The organism is Desulfatiglans sp. (assembly GCA_012513605.1).
Lineage (GTDB): Bacteria > Desulfobacterota > DSM-4660 > Desulfatiglandales > HGW-15 > JAAZBV01.
Genome location: JAAZBV010000142.1, coordinates 1 through 15,247 on the forward strand (window position 1 = coordinate 1; position 15,247 = coordinate 15,247).

Sequence of the window (15,247 nt, forward strand, 5' to 3'; positions counted from 1 at the left end):
ATCCCACCTCCAAAGATTAGAACATCATATTTTTGTGAAACATTTGAGTTCATATTATTATATATTCCAATACTATTATTTTACCAACCAGGCATATTTACCTTATTTTCAAGGGGATTTTCAAGGATTATGAGACGATTTTACTGTATTTTCTTCTGTGTGGTAACAATCCGATCCCTGCCGCTATAGTCTTTTATAACTGAAGCACTTATAAAATAGCCATTTTTGTGGATAATTTTATTGACCACGTCCGTCTGAGACGGGTCCATCTCCAGCATCAGCCATCCCCCGGGGCTTAAAAAGTGAGGCACCTTTTCAAGTATTGCTCTTATATGGGAAAGCCCATCAACCCCGCTCTCCAGTGCAATCTTAGGCTCAAAGTCCCTGATTTTCACCGGCAGCAGCCTGTAATCTTCTTTTGTTATGTAGGGCGGGTTTGAGACAATAATATCAAAGTGATTATTGAGGCCTTTAAATGGTTCAAACAGGTCTCCCTCAAGAAGGGTGATCCTGTTTTGCATGCCATGCCTTGTAATATTCTGTCTTGCAATGTTAAGTGCCTCTTCTGAAATATCAGACGCAACTATTACAGCATTTTTAATCTCAGAGGCAACTGCAACAGCAATTGCGCCACTCCCTGTACACATGTCAAGGATATTAACCACGGGCCTTTCAGCATAACTATTCTCTTTATATGCTTTAATGACCTGCTCAACCAGTATCTCTGTTTCAGGTCTTGGTATGAGGACCTCTCTATTTACAATAAAATCCATTGACCAGAATTCCTGAACGCCGGTTATATACTGGATAGGCTCACCATCAGCGAGCCTCTTTATCATTGCCCTGTATTTGCCAAGGTCATTTTCACCGACCGGCTGATCATATTCGAGGTAGAGCTTAAGACGGCTGATAGAAAGCTGATGGGATAAAAGAATCTCTGCACAGAGGCGTGGAGATTCTATGTTTTTTGTCTTCAGATAATCAGTAGAAACAGGGAGGAGATCCTTTATTATCCAGGTTTTGGCTGTCACGATTCCCCTTTTAGCGCCTCTGTCTGAAAATGATTGACCAGGGGGTTTATAACAAGTTCCAGATCGCCCTGGAGGATATCCTCAAGCTTGTAAAGGGTAAGGCCGATCCTGTGATCAGTAACACGACCCTGTGGGTAGTTATAGGTGCGTATCCTTTCGCTCCTGTCGCCGGTACCCACCATGTTTTTCCTGTCCTGTGATATTTTTGACTGCTGTTCGGTCACCTGTGCATCAAGTATTTTTGACCTTAAAACCTTCATTGCCTTTGCCTTGTTCTTATGCTGTGACCTCTCATCCTGGCAGGCTACTACTATTCCGGTGGGCAGATGCGTTAATCGTACAGCAGAATCGGTTTTGTTTACATGCTGACCACCCTTGCCTGATGATCTGTATGTATCGATCCTTAAGTCATCCGGGTCTATTTCAACATCCACCTCTTCCGCTTCAGGCAGCACTGCAACAGTTATTGCAGAAGTATGTATCCTGCCCTGTGCCTCTGTTTCGGGCACACGCTGCACCCTGTGCACGCCGCTTTCATACTTGAGTCTGCTATAGACATCATTGCCTTCGATTAATAGAATTATCTCCTTGTAGCCGCCTATACCGGTCATGCTCTGGCTCAGCACCTCTGTATTCCATCTCTTTATCTCTGCATATTTGAGGTAACTTCTCAAAAGGTCTGCGGCAAAAAGGGCAGCCTCATCACCGCCTGTGCCGGCCCTTATTTCAAGAATTATATTCTTATCATCATTTGGGTCCTTTGGTAACAATAGAATCCTGAGTTCATTTTCCAGCTCTTCCTTCCTGGTATTGAGCTCATCCAACTCTTGTTTGGCAAGCTTTCTCATCTCAGGGTCACTATCGTTTAAAAGTGACCTGTTATTATCGATTTCTACATCTAAATTATTAAGTTCTCTGTAAACCTTTATTATCGGCGCCAGGTGACTGTGCTCCTTTGAATACTTCTGGTAGGTCCTCTGATCTTTTACAATGTCAGCTCTTGAAAGCTCGCTTTCAAGCAGACTGTACCGGTCTTCAATTTCCTTTATCTTTTCAAACATGTTACAGACTCTTTAAATAGATGTTTTTCTGTTTAGACAACAGATATCTTTACCAAAAGTAAATGGAATGCCGCCATATACGGCATTCCATTTGATAAATATCTTCCTGAAATGAGATAAATGAGGTTCTTCAGGCTAATTCTTGGATGAGGATGCCTTTTTATCTTTTTCAAACTTGGCATATTTGTTCTTGAATCGTTCAACCCTTCCGGCAGTGTCAACGAGTTTCTGTTTCCCGGTATAGAAGGGGTGGCACTGTGAACATATTTCCACTTTGATCTCTTTAAATGTGGAACCTGTCTCGAATTCGTTTCCGCAGGCACAATGCACCAGGGTTTTATGGTATTCTGGGTGTATATCTTTTTTCATTTTTGTCCTCTCTTTATTGGCTCATTGATTTTAAAAAGGCTGTATTATTCTTTGTTCCTTTCATTTTGTCCAGTAAAAAATCCATACTGTCAACCTGGGTAAGGGGGGCAAGCAGTTTTCTAAGTATCCATATCCTGTTAAGATCTGCCTCTTTTAAGAGCAGCTCTTCCTTTCTTGTCCCTGACCTGTTGATGTCTATGGATGGGAATATCCTGCGGTCGGTAAGTTTGCGGTCAAGGATGATCTCCATGTTACCTGTTCCCTTGAACTCTTCAAATATAACTTCATCCATTCTGCTTCCGGTATCTATAAGTGCTGTCGCTATAATTGTGAGGCTTCCCCCCTCCTCAATGTTACGTGCAGCACCGAAGAATCTCTTTGGTTTGTGCAGGGCGTTTGAGTCAAGACCGCCTGACAGGATCTTTCCACTCGGAGGCACGGTTGCGTTATATGCCCTTGCAAGCCTGGTGATGCTGTCAAGGAGGATAAGCACATCACGTTTGTGCTCGACAAGCCTTTTTGCCTTTTCAATTACCATCTCGGCGACCTGCACATGCCTTTGCTGGGGTTCATCAAATGTTGAACTGATAACCTCTGCATCAACCGAACGCTGCATGTCAGTTACCTCTTCGGGCCTTTCATCTATAAGGAGAACAATCTTGTGTATGCTTTTATCATTTGCTGTAACGCTGTTGGCTATATTCTGGAGGAGCATTGTTTTACCGGTTCGGGGAGGGGCAACAATCAGGCCGCGCTGCCCTTTGCCTATGGGGGTAAGGAGATCCATGATTCTTGATGAATAGTTATCAGCAACTGTCTCTAGTGTTATACGTTCATTGGGGTATAAGGGGGTAAGGTTGTCAAAAAGTATCTTGTCGCGGGAAATTTCAGGGTCTTCATGGTTGACCTGCTCTACCTTCAGGAGGGCAAAATACCTTTCTGAATCCTTTGGCGGCCTTATCTGGCCGGCAACTGTATCGCCAGTCCTGAGATTAAATCTTCGGATCTGGGAAGGCGATATGTAGATATCATCAGGACCTGGCAGATAATTGGCATCAGGGGCCCTTAAAAACCCGAAGCCGTCAGGCAGGGTCTCAAGCACACCCTCTCCATATATAAGGCCATTTTGCTCTGAATGGGCCTGGAGAAGGGCAAATATCAACTCCTGTTTAGGCATGCCTGTTGCCCCTTCGATGTTGAAGTCCCTGCCCATAGTTGTCAGTTCACTGATTTTCATCTTTTTTAATTCGACAAGATTCATAAGTAGTTCTCCATATTATGTTTTCTTTATATTAAATTAGAAATATTTCCTCTATATTTTTAAAAGGGAAAATCCCTTAAATTTTTCTGGCCTATATTATTAAACAAGCTATACCTTTCAGGGCATTATTTTGAGAAATTGGTCTCACCGGGGTGGTTAATTATTTTGCTGCTGTTTCAGGTTATCGAATAGACTCTAACCATTATAAAAAACTGCAAAGACCTTGCCAAACGGGAGTTAATTACCATTGATAAATTTCTTCTAAAATATTTTTACCGGAACCATATTTTCGGGAGTCTATATAACGGGCCTCGAATAACTCGCATGGACTATTCTTATTTACAAGAAGGATTCCATTTCTGCGAGTTAGTTATGATTAAGTAACAAGAACATTTCCCGTGTAGCCAAATCTGATATCCGGATATACCGAATCCTCCAAAAGGTAAGAATATCGAATATATATTAATTAATAATGCCTATGTCAAGACTAATTTATATTTTTATTGGAAATGACCCCAGTTTTTTTATTGCCAGCTCCATATCTGCTGGAATAGGCGCATGAAACTCCACATATTTTTCTGTGTCAGGGTGAATAAAGGCAAGGTATGCTGAATGGAGCATCTGTCTTTTAAGGCAATCCTGTATATCATCTGTAGAGAGGTTATTTTTTCTCCACCAGCTGTTTTTATAACCATAGACAGGGTCGCCGACAACTGGATGTCCGATATGTGACATATGCACCCTGATCTGATGGGTCCTGCCTGTCTTTATTGTTACAGACAGTAATGCGAATCTGTCAGAAAGGGGCTTTTCTATTCGCCATTCTGTAATGGCCCTTTTCCCCTTTGGTGATACAGTCATCTCTTTTCTTTTTATCGGGTTGCGGGATATTGGCAGGTCTATCCTGCCCTCCACTCCCTCTGGTATGTCATGAACCAGGGCAAAGTACCTTTTATTAATCAAACCATTTTTAAACTGGCTCGATAAAAAATTATGCGCCTTATCATTTTTGGCAACTACAAGCAGGCCCGAGGTGTTTCTGTCAAGCCGGTGAACAATACCCGGTCTCATTACCCCGCCTATGCCTGAGAGATCATTACAGTGATAAATCAGGCCATGAACAAGTGTCCCTTCTTTATGCCCCGGTGCAGGATGAATGACAAGCCCCGGTGGCTTATCAAGAACAATAATGTATGAGTCCTCGTATATTATTGATAAATTGAGGGGCTCGGGGTTGAGCTGATAAGGAAGTGAGGGCGGCAATATTAATTCAATTATATCGCCAACCCTTAATCTGTAACTGGGTTTTACATGGTTTTTATTAACCTTTATATGTCCATCCCTGATAAGCGCCTGGATCCTTGACCTTGTCAGATCATGGTTTTTTGCGGATAAAAAAGAGTCAATACGTAAATCAATGTCTGCTGTTTCAGCCTGAAAGGAGCATTTTCTTTCCTGTGCATTTTCCACAATAATATTCTTGGCAGTAAAATAATTATATTTTAAGGGCTTTATCTAAACAGCAGGGCAAGGGTTATTTAAAAAAGGAATCATTTGCCTATATTGCCCGAGCCACTGTTATGCAGTGGGAGCAGGCGTTGAGGTTGCCGGGAACATCTTGTCCAGATCCTTTTCAATTTGTTTTTCTGCTACCTTTTTTGCAAGGGATATCTCCTTTACTAAAAGGCTCCTTGCTGTATCAAGCATCTTTCTCTCACCGAATGACAGATCCTTTTCTTCCTTCAGCATATGCAGGTCACGGTAAACCTCTGCCACCTCAAAGACAGAACCTGTCTTTATTTTATCCATATATTCCCGATACCTTCGGTTCCATGTCTGGTTATCTATCGCCATATCCCTTTTCTTAAGTATAGAATATAGTTTGGGGATCTCCTTCTGGCCTATTATTTCCCTTAAACCGACATTATTCACATTACGAGTAGGTACCATGATTTTCATATTATTATCAAGAATTCTGATAGTATAAAAATCCTGCCTGCATCCTGAAATTTCTTTGGTCTCAATTGTCTCTATTATGCCAACTCCATGTGCAGGGTATACTGCCAAATCACCTTCTTTAAACATTAATTACTCCATGTTAGGCTAAGTATTCATTGATTATGCTAATTTAATTAACACAGTAATTTAAAAATTTATCCTACATATCATATATTTAGCAGATTGTCGAGTTTAGATTTCAGAAAAGACGATAATATATTAAGTGTGAATGTTACAGGCATATTAATCTTTATTCACTTATAAAGTGTTTGATCCATCTGAGAATTTTGGCCATCTGTTAAAAGCATTTACTTTATTAGGCCAATGACAGGAAGGATCGGTACCATTACAAGTGAAACAACCGGCATGAATTTTATCAGGATATTTATAGCCGGTGCAGAGGTATCCCTGAATATGCCTCCTATTGTGTTGCCCACTATTGCCGCTTTGTGATTATCAGTCCCTTTCCCTCCCACCTTACCGGTTTCTATATATCTTTTAGCGTTTTCCCAAACCCCACCGGCATTTGACATGAAAATAGAAAGGATAGTCCCCATTACTATTGATCCGATAAGTGTGCTGCCAAGGGCTAAAGGGCCGAGGATAAATCCTGCTGCTAAAGGTGTTATTATTGCGATTAGAACCGGTATCAGCATCTCGTTCAGGGCTGAGGCTGCGGTCAGAGAAACACATGTTTGATTATCACCTTTTACCCCTATTCTCCCTTCAAGAAGCCCGGGGGTTTCTGTGAACTGGCGCCTGATCTCTTTAAATATTGATAGTGCAGTCCTGCTAACCGATGTTATTGTGAGCGCTGCACATATGATCGGCACCAATGCGCCGATAAAGAGCCCTGTAATAACAAGGGGGTTTTTAATGTCGAACACTAGTTCTGAAATTTCGGGGTGTGCTGCCTTTACCGATTGGGCGAATGCAGCAAAAAGGGCAAGGGCGGTCAGTGCTGCTGAAGATGTTGTAAAAACCATTCCATTAGATGATGTACTCTTTCCGGGTGGCTCAAGTTGTTCAATAATACTTCTTGCTAAAGGTTCAAGCCCGGCCATCTCAGAAAAGCGATGTACATTATCAGCTATGGGGCTAAAGCTGTATACTGTCATAGTGATACCTGCGGTAGCGAGCATTCCTACAGCAGAGATAGCTATACCGTATGCCCCTGATGCCATGTATCCTGAAAATGTGGCTGCACAGATATACAATATCGGGGCATATACCCACAGCATACCTGTTGCCAGACCAGCTATTATTACTGGTGCTGAACCAGTTTTACTTTGTCCTGCAATATGCCGGGCCCGATCCCCTGAGGTGTAATATCCGGCTGAGAGCCCTGTTACTATCCCGCATGCCAAACCGGAAAACAATGCCCAGAAGATGCCAAAAGGCATCCTGAAAACTGCTGTCATGACAGCGCTTATAATAACAAATATTCCTGATGTAAAAAATATTGTATATCTGCGTGCCCGGGCAGGGTCTGCGCCCTTTATGATTTTTATTGAAAACACACCTACAATTGAACTCAGCAGGCCCGCCATGACTATCAGTACCGGCATTGCCATATATTTAAGCCTGATGGTGTTTATTGCCTCTTCTTTAACTAAAGATTCTAGGTGAGGGAACCGGGCGATTAGATCTGGAGAAACTGCAAGGGTGGCACCGATAGTAATGGCAGCTATTATTGAAGATATAAATGATTCAAATATATCAGCCCCTATTCCAGAGATATTACCAACGTTGTTTCCGACAATACAGGCAATAACCCCTGGGTTTCTCGGGTTATCACTGGGAATACCTGCCTCGACCCTGCAAGCGATATCAGTGCCGGAGGTCGATGCCCTGGTAAATATACCCCCGCTGAGACGGGCAAAAATAGCTGCTGAACTTGCTCCAAAGGCAAATCCGGCGATACAGCGGATTAGAACAACCTCACTGCCATATATGAAAAACCATATACCTATTCCAAGAAGTCCTAGACCTGTGACTGACAGCCCCATGACTGATCCGGAAAAATATGCAATATTTACAGCCTTTGCATGCCCTGATCTGTATGCTGCTTCAGCTATTCTCGAGTTGCCTTTTTCAGCTGCGGTAATACCTGAGTAACAGGCGATTATTGAGCATAGCGCCCCTGAAACAAAGGCGACAGAAGTCTGCCAGCATGGTAATACAAGCCAGAGGATTATAAAAATCACTGCAATAAAAACAGCGAGAATGGAGTACCCCTTTATCAGAAATGCCATAATACCTTCATGGATCATCTCTTCCAGCTCATGTATCCTGTTATTCCCGTTTGGCTGTTTTTTGACATAGGCATATGTGAACCAAGCTATTATCAGGCTTACAATACCAAAGAATGGGGCTAAACTGGTTAAACCCGGCATTCTGTGATCTCCTCCATGTCAATGGATTTATTTGCATTAATACGGTTCATGGCCGCAATTATTCCATCCGAAAGAAACAGGTCGCAGGCTTTACCCGATAAATCGACCACTTTTTTTAACATTTCGGTCTGGGAGTCGTAAAAGGGAGAAAGTACGAACTCTTCTATTGGCTCCCCCTGTTCAGGTCTTCCTATCCCTATTTTTATCCTGGGAAAGGCTGTTTCTGAAAGATTTTCAATTATAGATTTTATGCCTCTGTGTCCACCTGTGCTGCCATTACTTACCACCTTGATACGCCCGAATGGCAGGTCAAGGTCGTCATGTATTACCAGGATGCGGTCACTTTTTATATGATAATAATCAGCACATGCCTTGACTGATATACCGCTCAGATTCATGTATGTGGTTGGTTTCAGGAGTATCAATTCCTTTCCATATCTTTCCACAACAGTATTTTTTGAATGGAATTTTCGATTTTCCAGCTTTACCCCCATATTCCGGCACATAGTGTCTATAACCATAAAACCTATATTATGCCTGGTATGGGAGTATTTTCTGCCTGGATTGCCTAGACCAACAATCAAGTCCACTTAAAAGTCACTTATTTTTTTTCTGGTTCTTCTGCTTTTGCCTCTTCGCCTTCTTCACCAGGCGCTGCCTTCTCTGCTGCTGCCGGGGCGTTTACAACCGCTACAGTGAGGTGGCCTTCCTGTGTAGAGGTAATGCCTTCAGGGAAAGCAACATCCCTGATATGCAGTGAATCACCAACGCCAAGCCCTGAGACGTCTATCTCTATCTTTTCTATCACCTTGTCAGGAAGACACTTAATTGTCAGTTCACGTCTTACATGCTGAAGAACTCCACCAAGAGCTACACCTGCAGGGGTATTGATCAGTATGACCGGGATATTGAGTATCAATTCCTTGTCCAGTGAAATCTCACAAAAGTCTGCATGGATATATCTCTCCTTGAGAGGATCGGATTGCAGTTCTTTAAGGATTACCAGCTTTGAATCGGTACCTTTTGCAGACTGAATCTGGAGATTAAGAATAATATTTTTACTTGCAGCACTTTTTAAAATTTTGCGAAGCTCACCATCTATAAAGGTGACCATAATGGGTTCGCTTTTTGCGCCATAAAAAATGCCCGGTATATCCATACTTTGTCTCATCTTTTTAGCTGCTTCTTTACCCTTGGTATCACGTTCCTTTACAGCTAACTGGTATTGTGCCATTTTATCCTCCTGTGCAGGGCAAATATGCCCCTAAATATTTATTTCCCGGTTATACGGGCTGTTTATTGACTATAAAGCCAAAAAATTCACAATCATAAAGTCATTAAAAAGCCCCTTTAACTATACAAACAGGGTACTTACTGAATGTGAATAATATATCCTTCTTATTGCCTCACCTATCAATTCCGCTACAGAGAGAGCCACAATTTTTGAACACTTTTGTGATGCCTCACTCAGTGGGATAGTGTTTGTTACCACAAGCTGATTTATATCTGAATTTTCAAGCCTTTCTATTGAAGGCCCGGAAAGAACAGGGTGTGTACAGCATGCAAATATCTCTTTTGTCCCCCTTTTTTTAAGTGCTGCCGCTCCTTGGACAAGTGTGCCTGCGGTGTCGACCATGTCATCAAGAATAATGGCTGTTTTGCCATCAACCTCACCTATTATATTCATTGCCTCTGAAACATTCGGGGCATCTCTTCTTTTATCTATGATGGCAAGCGAAGCCGAGAGACGTTTTGCAAATGCCCTTGCTCTTTCCACACCCCCCGCATCCGGTGAAACGATAACAAGATTGTCACGAAAATGATTATTCATATATTTAATAAGGAGCGGCGCTGCAAAGAGGTTGTCAACAGGGATATTAAAGTAGCCCTGTATCTGCCCGGCATGGAGATCAAGGGATATGACACGGTCTGCCCCTGCGGTTGTAATAAGGTCCGCAACAAGTTTTGCAGATATGGGCACCCTCGGCTTTACCTTGCGGTCCTGTCGTCCGTAACCATAATAGGGGATTACTGCTGTTATACGTTTTGCAGAAGCCCTTTTAAGTGCATCCATGATTATAAGCAGCTGCATCAGGTTATCGTTCACCGGTGTGCAGGTTGACTGAATCACAAATACATCCCTGTTTCTGATGTTTTCATGGATTTCAATCTGTGTTTCACCGTCACTGAATGTTTTTGCTGTAATTTTCCCTGGTTCTATGCCCAGGTAATTACATACCTCCTGAGTTAATACCGGATTGGATGTTCCGCCGAATACCTTCATGATGATCTGCAATACTCCCTTATTAAAAAAAATAAATTTTTTGCTGTCAATGGCTGGGGTGGGAGGATTCGAACCTCCGAATGCGGACTCCAAAGGCCCGTGTCTTACCGCTTGACGACACCCCAATACTTTAATCAGACAGCTTTTTTTATAAATCCTCTTGCCACGCTGATGTGCCTCAGATCATCCGATGCAAACAGTTCCATAGCCATAACAGCCTTTTTACGGGATTTAAACACGCCAAAAACTGAGGGCCCGCTGCCCGACATCATTGCCCCTTCGGCACCTGCATCCATTATTCTTCTTTTAAGCGTAGAAATAAGAGGAAAGCTTGTACAGGTAACCTTTTCGAGGTCGTTTTTTAATATGTCCCTGATGATAATATCACCATTTTTCAAACTTTTTCTTATATAGTCATATTTATTTGATGTCAACTCCATTTTATAGTTCTGATAGACCCATGCAGTTGATACTTCAATCTGAGGTGTGATTATCAGATACCAGTATAGAGGCCAATTTTCTATTGGCTCAAGTATCTCACCAACACCTGTTGCAATAGATGGTACAGCCCTGATAAAGAAGGGCACATCTGCGCCTAGAGATAATGCAAGTTGAAGCAGCTCATTTTCTGTGATCGGTAATGAATAAAGCTCATTAAGGGCAAGAAGGGTGGATGCGGCATCGCTGCTGCCCCCGCCAAGACCTGCTGCCACAGGGATATTCTTATTTAAAGTTATTACAATCCCTTTAATTTCAATATCTGCCATGTCATGAAAGAGTTTTGCGGCCCTGTAAACAAGGTTTGAAGGGTCGTCAGGTACTGAAAATCCTGAGCTTATAAGCGTTATTTTCCCCGAGTCATTGAGTCTTATATTAATATGATCAAACAGCTCTACAGGTATCATCAGTGAAAAAAGGTCATGATATCCGTTAGCCCTTTTACCAGTTATTTCAAGACGGGCATTGATCTTGGCAGGGGCCTTTATGCTGATCGAACTCTCTACCAATTATTTTTATTCCTTCGGGTTGCTTTAATAAAACAGGGCAGAGGGTGAAAAATCTCCTCTGCCCTGTCCGCTTATTTCTGGATATCGCCCCTAATTTAAAGCGGGTGTCAGGAGATAAGCATGGTTAAAACAGGTAATATTTATTTACCTATTTCTTGCTGTTTACCGCCTTTACGTACCTGAGCCTCAGGTCAGTAAGCATACTGTCGATAAATTTCTGTTCTTCACTGTCAAGGTTTCCTTTGCTCTTATCCTTGAGCATGGAGATAATATCGATTGAATGCTTTGCCATGGGGAGGTCTTCTCTTTTTTCTCCTGTCTGAGGGTCAGCAATCTCTCCCAGGGCCAGAAGGGCTGATGAACTCAGACTGAAAATCAAAGAGTTAAAATTGACCTCCGGCAGGGGAGGGGCCTTGTGTTCCTCTTTTGGCTTTTTCTCCTCTTTTGTTTCTGATGCTGGCTTTTCCGCCTGTTTTGTCTCCTTTAAATCATCCTCTTCTCCAAAGGATCTCCTGTCCTTTACTGTAAATCCCTTGCCCTCTGTTTCCATTTTCATGCTCCTTTTATAATTCTATTTTTTTAACTGAGAATACGTTTTCCAGATTGCCTAATTTATTCAACATACTGTCATTAATTGAAGCATTGGTGGCCAGCAGTATTATGTTCCTGTTGTTCTTTTTATCCTGCGACACAGCCATTCTCTCTATATTTATGCCGTCATTACCCAGTGTGGTGGCGATCCTGCCTATTATGCCAGGGACATCAAGATTATGGAGAAGGAGGTTATGACCCTCAGGTATTGCCTCAAGATAAAAATCATTTATGCGAAGTATCCTTGGCATTGTGTTGCCGAAGATTGTCCCCGAAATAACATTTTCGCCCTCACGGTATTTAACCTTTATGTAGATCAGGCTTGCAAAGTCATCAGAGGTATTTGATTTGGACTCTACGACCTTTATCCCTCTGTTTTTGGCAATAAATGATGCATTGATAAAATTAACACCATCCTTCAATATTGGGGTCAAAAGCCCCTTGAGGGCCGCAGAGGTAAGGGGTTTTACATCATATTCAGCTACCTTGCCTGAATAGTTGATATGCACCTCATCTATACTGCTGTCTGCAAGCTGTGTATGGAATATCCCCATCTTTTCCACGAGGGTGGCATAGGGCTTAAGAATAGACATAAGTTCGGCGCTGACACTGGGTACATTGACGGCATTTTTTACTGTACCGTTAAGGAGAAAGTCCACGATCTGCTCTGCGACATCCTTTGCCACATTTTCCTGTGCCTCAAATGTTGATGCCCCGAGGTGAGGGGTACATATGAAATTCGATATCTCCATAAGAGGGATCATTCCCGGGGGCTCTTTTTCAAAGACATCAACCGCTGCCCCACCTAAATAACCTGATTTCAGGGCCTCATAAAGGTCTTTTTCATTGACAATACCGCCTCTTGCGCAATTGATGATCATGGCACCCTTTTTCATCTTTGCGATGGTATCCTTATTTATAAGGTTTGTGGTCTCTGCGGTTTTTGGTGTGTGAACTGTAATAAAATCAGACCTTTTAAGGAGTTCATCCAGGGATACCGGCTCTATGGAGAGTTTTTCCGCTATCTCGGCTTTGAGATACGGGTCATAAACGATTACCTTCATCTTCATGCCCAGCGCCCTGTCTGCAACGATCTGACCTATGTGGCCTGCGCCAACCAGCCCCAGGGTTTTATTGAACAGCTCCCTTCCTTCAAGTTTGTTTTTTTCCCATTTTCCAGCCTTGAGTGATGCGGTTGCCTGTGGGATGTTCCTTGAAAGTGACATAATCATGGACATGGTGTGTTCAGCGGTTGTGATGGTGTTGCCGTCAGGCGTATTCATAACGACTATACCCTTGCGGCTTGCAGCCGGGATGTCTACATTATCAAGGCCGATCCCTGCTCTGCCTATCACCTTTAGGTTTGTTGCCGCATCGATAATTTCCGCAGTAACATTTGTTGCGCTTCTTATGGCCAGCCCGTCATACTGCCCTATTATCTTTTTAAGTTCCTCCGAGGGAAGGCCTGTCTTGTACTCAAGCTCAATGCCGTCCGCCTCTTTGAAAATTTTTAACCCCACCTCTGAAAGTGTATCGCTTACTAAAACCTTCATTTTTATCTCTCCTTATTCCAGATTATGCATAAGATCAGGACCATGCTGATCTGTAATCTTAAAAATCTGATTCTTAATCCCGTTAAGGGAGTGAAAATATCTCCGTTCAAAGGTTAAGTCAGATAGTAAGTAGGCGGTTAAGCTAACATAAGCGATTGAATTGTCAATATTAAATTTTGGTTTATGCATGCTTGTTTTCATTCTCTTTATCTGATACTCTGCAACCATTACATGGAAAAGGAATCAGATATGGGTATTATTGAAGTAGATATGTTTTCAAAGGATGTTGATGACCCCCAGCACCCGGTAGCAGAGAGCTTTCGTGAACTGCTGACTGAGGTAGCAGAGCAGTACTGCTGCAACCTGGAATCCTTTGAGGTGAAGAGGGGAGTTGTATCCTTTTCCTTTGACAGTGATGAACTCATGGCAGATATTATTGATATCCTGCATATAGGTGATTGACCATATCTATTCTTTATGTCTCGATCACCTCTTTTACCTTGACTGCAAAGGCTTCCAGTGAAAAGGGTTTTGCTATGTAGTTTATGCCCTCATCCAAAACTCCCCTGTGGATGATAACATTCGCTGTATAGCCGGACATGAAAAGCACCTTGAGACGGGCATCTCGTTTACACAGTTCATTTGCCAGTTCGCGTCCGTTCATCTCTGGCAGCACTGTATCTGTAATCAGCAGATCAATCTTCCCTTTGTACCCTTCTGCAAGGATTACAGCCTTTTTAGGGGTTGAGGCTGATAAAACATTATATTCTAGTTTTTCAAGTATCATCTCAATAAGTTCCAGTATGGCATCATCATCCTCAACAACCATTATTGTCTGACCCTGGCCAGAAGATGGGGTTGTTACCTTTTTTGCAACAGGAATGACAGGCTGGCCGCTTTCTTCTTTAGGGAGATATATTCTAAAGGTGGAGCCTTTACCCGGTTCACTGTAGACATTTATAAAGCCATTGTTCTGCTTGACAATCCCATATATGGTCGAAAGGCCGAGCCCGGTTCCCTTTCCGATATCCTTTGTTGTGAAAAAGGGTTCAAAGATTTTTTCCTGCTGTTCGACAGTCATCCCGATTCCATCATCACTCACAGCAAACATTGCATATTCACCGCTCTTAAATCCAAGATGGTTAGAGCAGTAATCTTCATCAAATACTATATTTGCTGTTTCGACAGTAACTTTTCCTACATTTTCTATTGCACCCCGCGCATTAACGCACAGGTTTATCAGTATCTGATCAAGCTGAGCAGGGTCAATTTTAACCGGCCAGGTCTCTTTTGCGGGCATCCAGGCAAGATCAATATCTTCACCTATCAGCCGTTTAATCATGGAAAGCATGCCTTCTATGGTTTTATTAAGGTCTAGCACCTTTGGCGCGATGGGCTGTTTCCTTGCAAAGGCAAGCAGCTGTTTTGTGATATCTGCTGCCCGTTTTGAGGCATCCAGGATGTGATTAATATACCCGTGTAAAGGGTCGTCCGGTTTAACTGCTGTCAGGGCCAGTTCAGCATAACCCATTATTACACTTGAAACATTGTTATAGTCATGTGCGACGCCACCAGCCAGGTTCCCTATGGCCTCCATCTTCTGGGCCTGCTGAAGCTGTTTATGGAGCTTCTCTTTTTCCTGCTCCGCATTTTTCCTGTCACTGATATCGATCCATGTCCCGAGTGAATAAACCAG

At 42.6% G+C, this 15,247-nt stretch carries 15 protein-coding genes and 1 tRNA gene; 1 reads left to right on the top strand and 15 read right to left on the bottom strand.

The window, feature by feature from the left end:
- Window positions 1-140: 140 nt before the first annotated feature.
- From prmC to GX654_19525, 14 genes are all read right to left on the bottom strand, one after another.
- Window positions 141-1,031 (bottom strand): peptide chain release factor N(5)-glutamine methyltransferase, encoded by an 891-nt coding sequence (gene prmC / locus GX654_19460; GenBank protein ID NLD39044.1) that lies wholly within the window; start codon window positions 1,029-1,031, stop codon window positions 141-143.
- Window positions 1,028-2,092 (bottom strand): peptide chain release factor 1, encoded by a 1,065-nt coding sequence (prfA, locus tag GX654_19465; GenBank protein NLD39045.1) that lies wholly within the window; start codon window positions 2,090-2,092, stop codon window positions 1,028-1,030. Before prfA ends, prmC begins: the two co-directional genes overlap by 4 nt.
- Before the next feature lie 135 nt (window positions 2,093-2,227).
- Complete coding sequence (gene rpmE, locus GX654_19470) at window positions 2,228-2,461, bottom strand: 50S ribosomal protein L31 (GenBank protein NLD39046.1); 234 nt, start codon at window positions 2,459-2,461, stop codon at window positions 2,228-2,230.
- A 13-nt stretch (window positions 2,462-2,474) separates the two neighbouring features.
- Window positions 2,475-3,722, bottom strand: coding sequence for a transcription termination factor Rho (locus tag GX654_19475; protein NLD39047.1), 1,248 nt, complete (start codon window positions 3,720-3,722; stop codon window positions 2,475-2,477).
- A 492-nt stretch (window positions 3,723-4,214) separates the two neighbouring features.
- Window positions 4,215-5,192, bottom strand: coding sequence for an RluA family pseudouridine synthase (locus tag GX654_19480; GenBank protein ID NLD39048.1), 978 nt, complete (start codon window positions 5,190-5,192; stop codon window positions 4,215-4,217).
- Window positions 5,193-5,300: 108 nt separating this feature from the next.
- Window positions 5,301-5,807 carry a CarD family transcriptional regulator gene (locus tag GX654_19485; GenBank protein ID NLD39049.1) on the bottom strand — a complete coding sequence of 169 codons (507 nt, stop codon included), beginning with the start codon at window positions 5,805-5,807 and terminating at the stop codon, window positions 5,301-5,303.
- A gap of 221 nt (window positions 5,808-6,028) precedes the next feature.
- A complete protein-coding gene (locus GX654_19490; protein NLD39050.1) occupies window positions 6,029-8,116 on the bottom strand; it encodes a sodium-translocating pyrophosphatase in 2,088 nt (695 codons plus the stop codon).
- Window positions 8,104-8,706, bottom strand: coding sequence for an aminoacyl-tRNA hydrolase (locus GX654_19495; GenBank protein ID NLD39051.1), 603 nt, complete (start codon window positions 8,704-8,706; stop codon window positions 8,104-8,106). Before GX654_19495 ends, GX654_19490 begins: the two co-directional genes overlap by 13 nt.
- An 11-nt stretch (window positions 8,707-8,717) precedes the next feature.
- Complete coding sequence (locus GX654_19500) at window positions 8,718-9,350, bottom strand: 50S ribosomal protein L25 (GenBank protein ID NLD39052.1); 633 nt, start codon at window positions 9,348-9,350, stop codon at window positions 8,718-8,720.
- 120 nt (window positions 9,351-9,470) lie between these two features.
- On the bottom strand, window positions 9,471-10,412 hold the full coding sequence (locus GX654_19505; GenBank protein NLD39053.1) for a ribose-phosphate pyrophosphokinase: 942 nt from the start codon (window positions 10,410-10,412) through the stop codon (window positions 9,471-9,473).
- 38 nt (window positions 10,413-10,450) lie between these two features.
- Window positions 10,451-10,525: transfer RNA gene (locus GX654_19510), tRNA-Gln, on the bottom strand.
- Window positions 10,526-10,534: 9 nt separating this feature from the next.
- Window positions 10,535-11,407, bottom strand: a complete 873-nt coding sequence (gene ispE / locus GX654_19515; GenBank protein NLD39054.1) for a 4-(cytidine 5'-diphospho)-2-C-methyl-D-erythritol kinase — start codon at window positions 11,405-11,407, stop codon at window positions 10,535-10,537.
- Between the two features lie 148 nt (window positions 11,408-11,555).
- A complete protein-coding gene (locus GX654_19520) occupies window positions 11,556-11,957 on the bottom strand; it encodes a DUF1844 domain-containing protein (protein NLD39055.1) in 402 nt (133 codons plus the stop codon).
- Window positions 11,958-11,970: 13 nt separating this feature from the next.
- Window positions 11,971-13,551 carry a phosphoglycerate dehydrogenase gene (locus GX654_19525; GenBank protein ID NLD39056.1) on the bottom strand — a complete coding sequence of 527 codons (1,581 nt, stop codon included), beginning with the start codon at window positions 13,549-13,551 and terminating at the stop codon, window positions 11,971-11,973.
- A 249-nt stretch (window positions 13,552-13,800) separates the two neighbouring features.
- Here GX654_19525 and GX654_19530 point away from each other — a divergent pair, with 249 nt between their 5' ends.
- On the top strand, window positions 13,801-14,013 hold the full coding sequence (locus tag GX654_19530; GenBank protein ID NLD39057.1) for a hypothetical protein: 213 nt from the start codon (window positions 13,801-13,803) through the stop codon (window positions 14,011-14,013).
- A gap of 13 nt (window positions 14,014-14,026) precedes the next feature.
- On the opposite strand, the gene GX654_19535 is transcribed toward GX654_19530, so the two are convergent.
- Window positions 14,027-15,247 (bottom strand): response regulator (locus GX654_19535; GenBank protein NLD39058.1); only part of this gene is annotated, 1,221 nt, incomplete at its 5' end.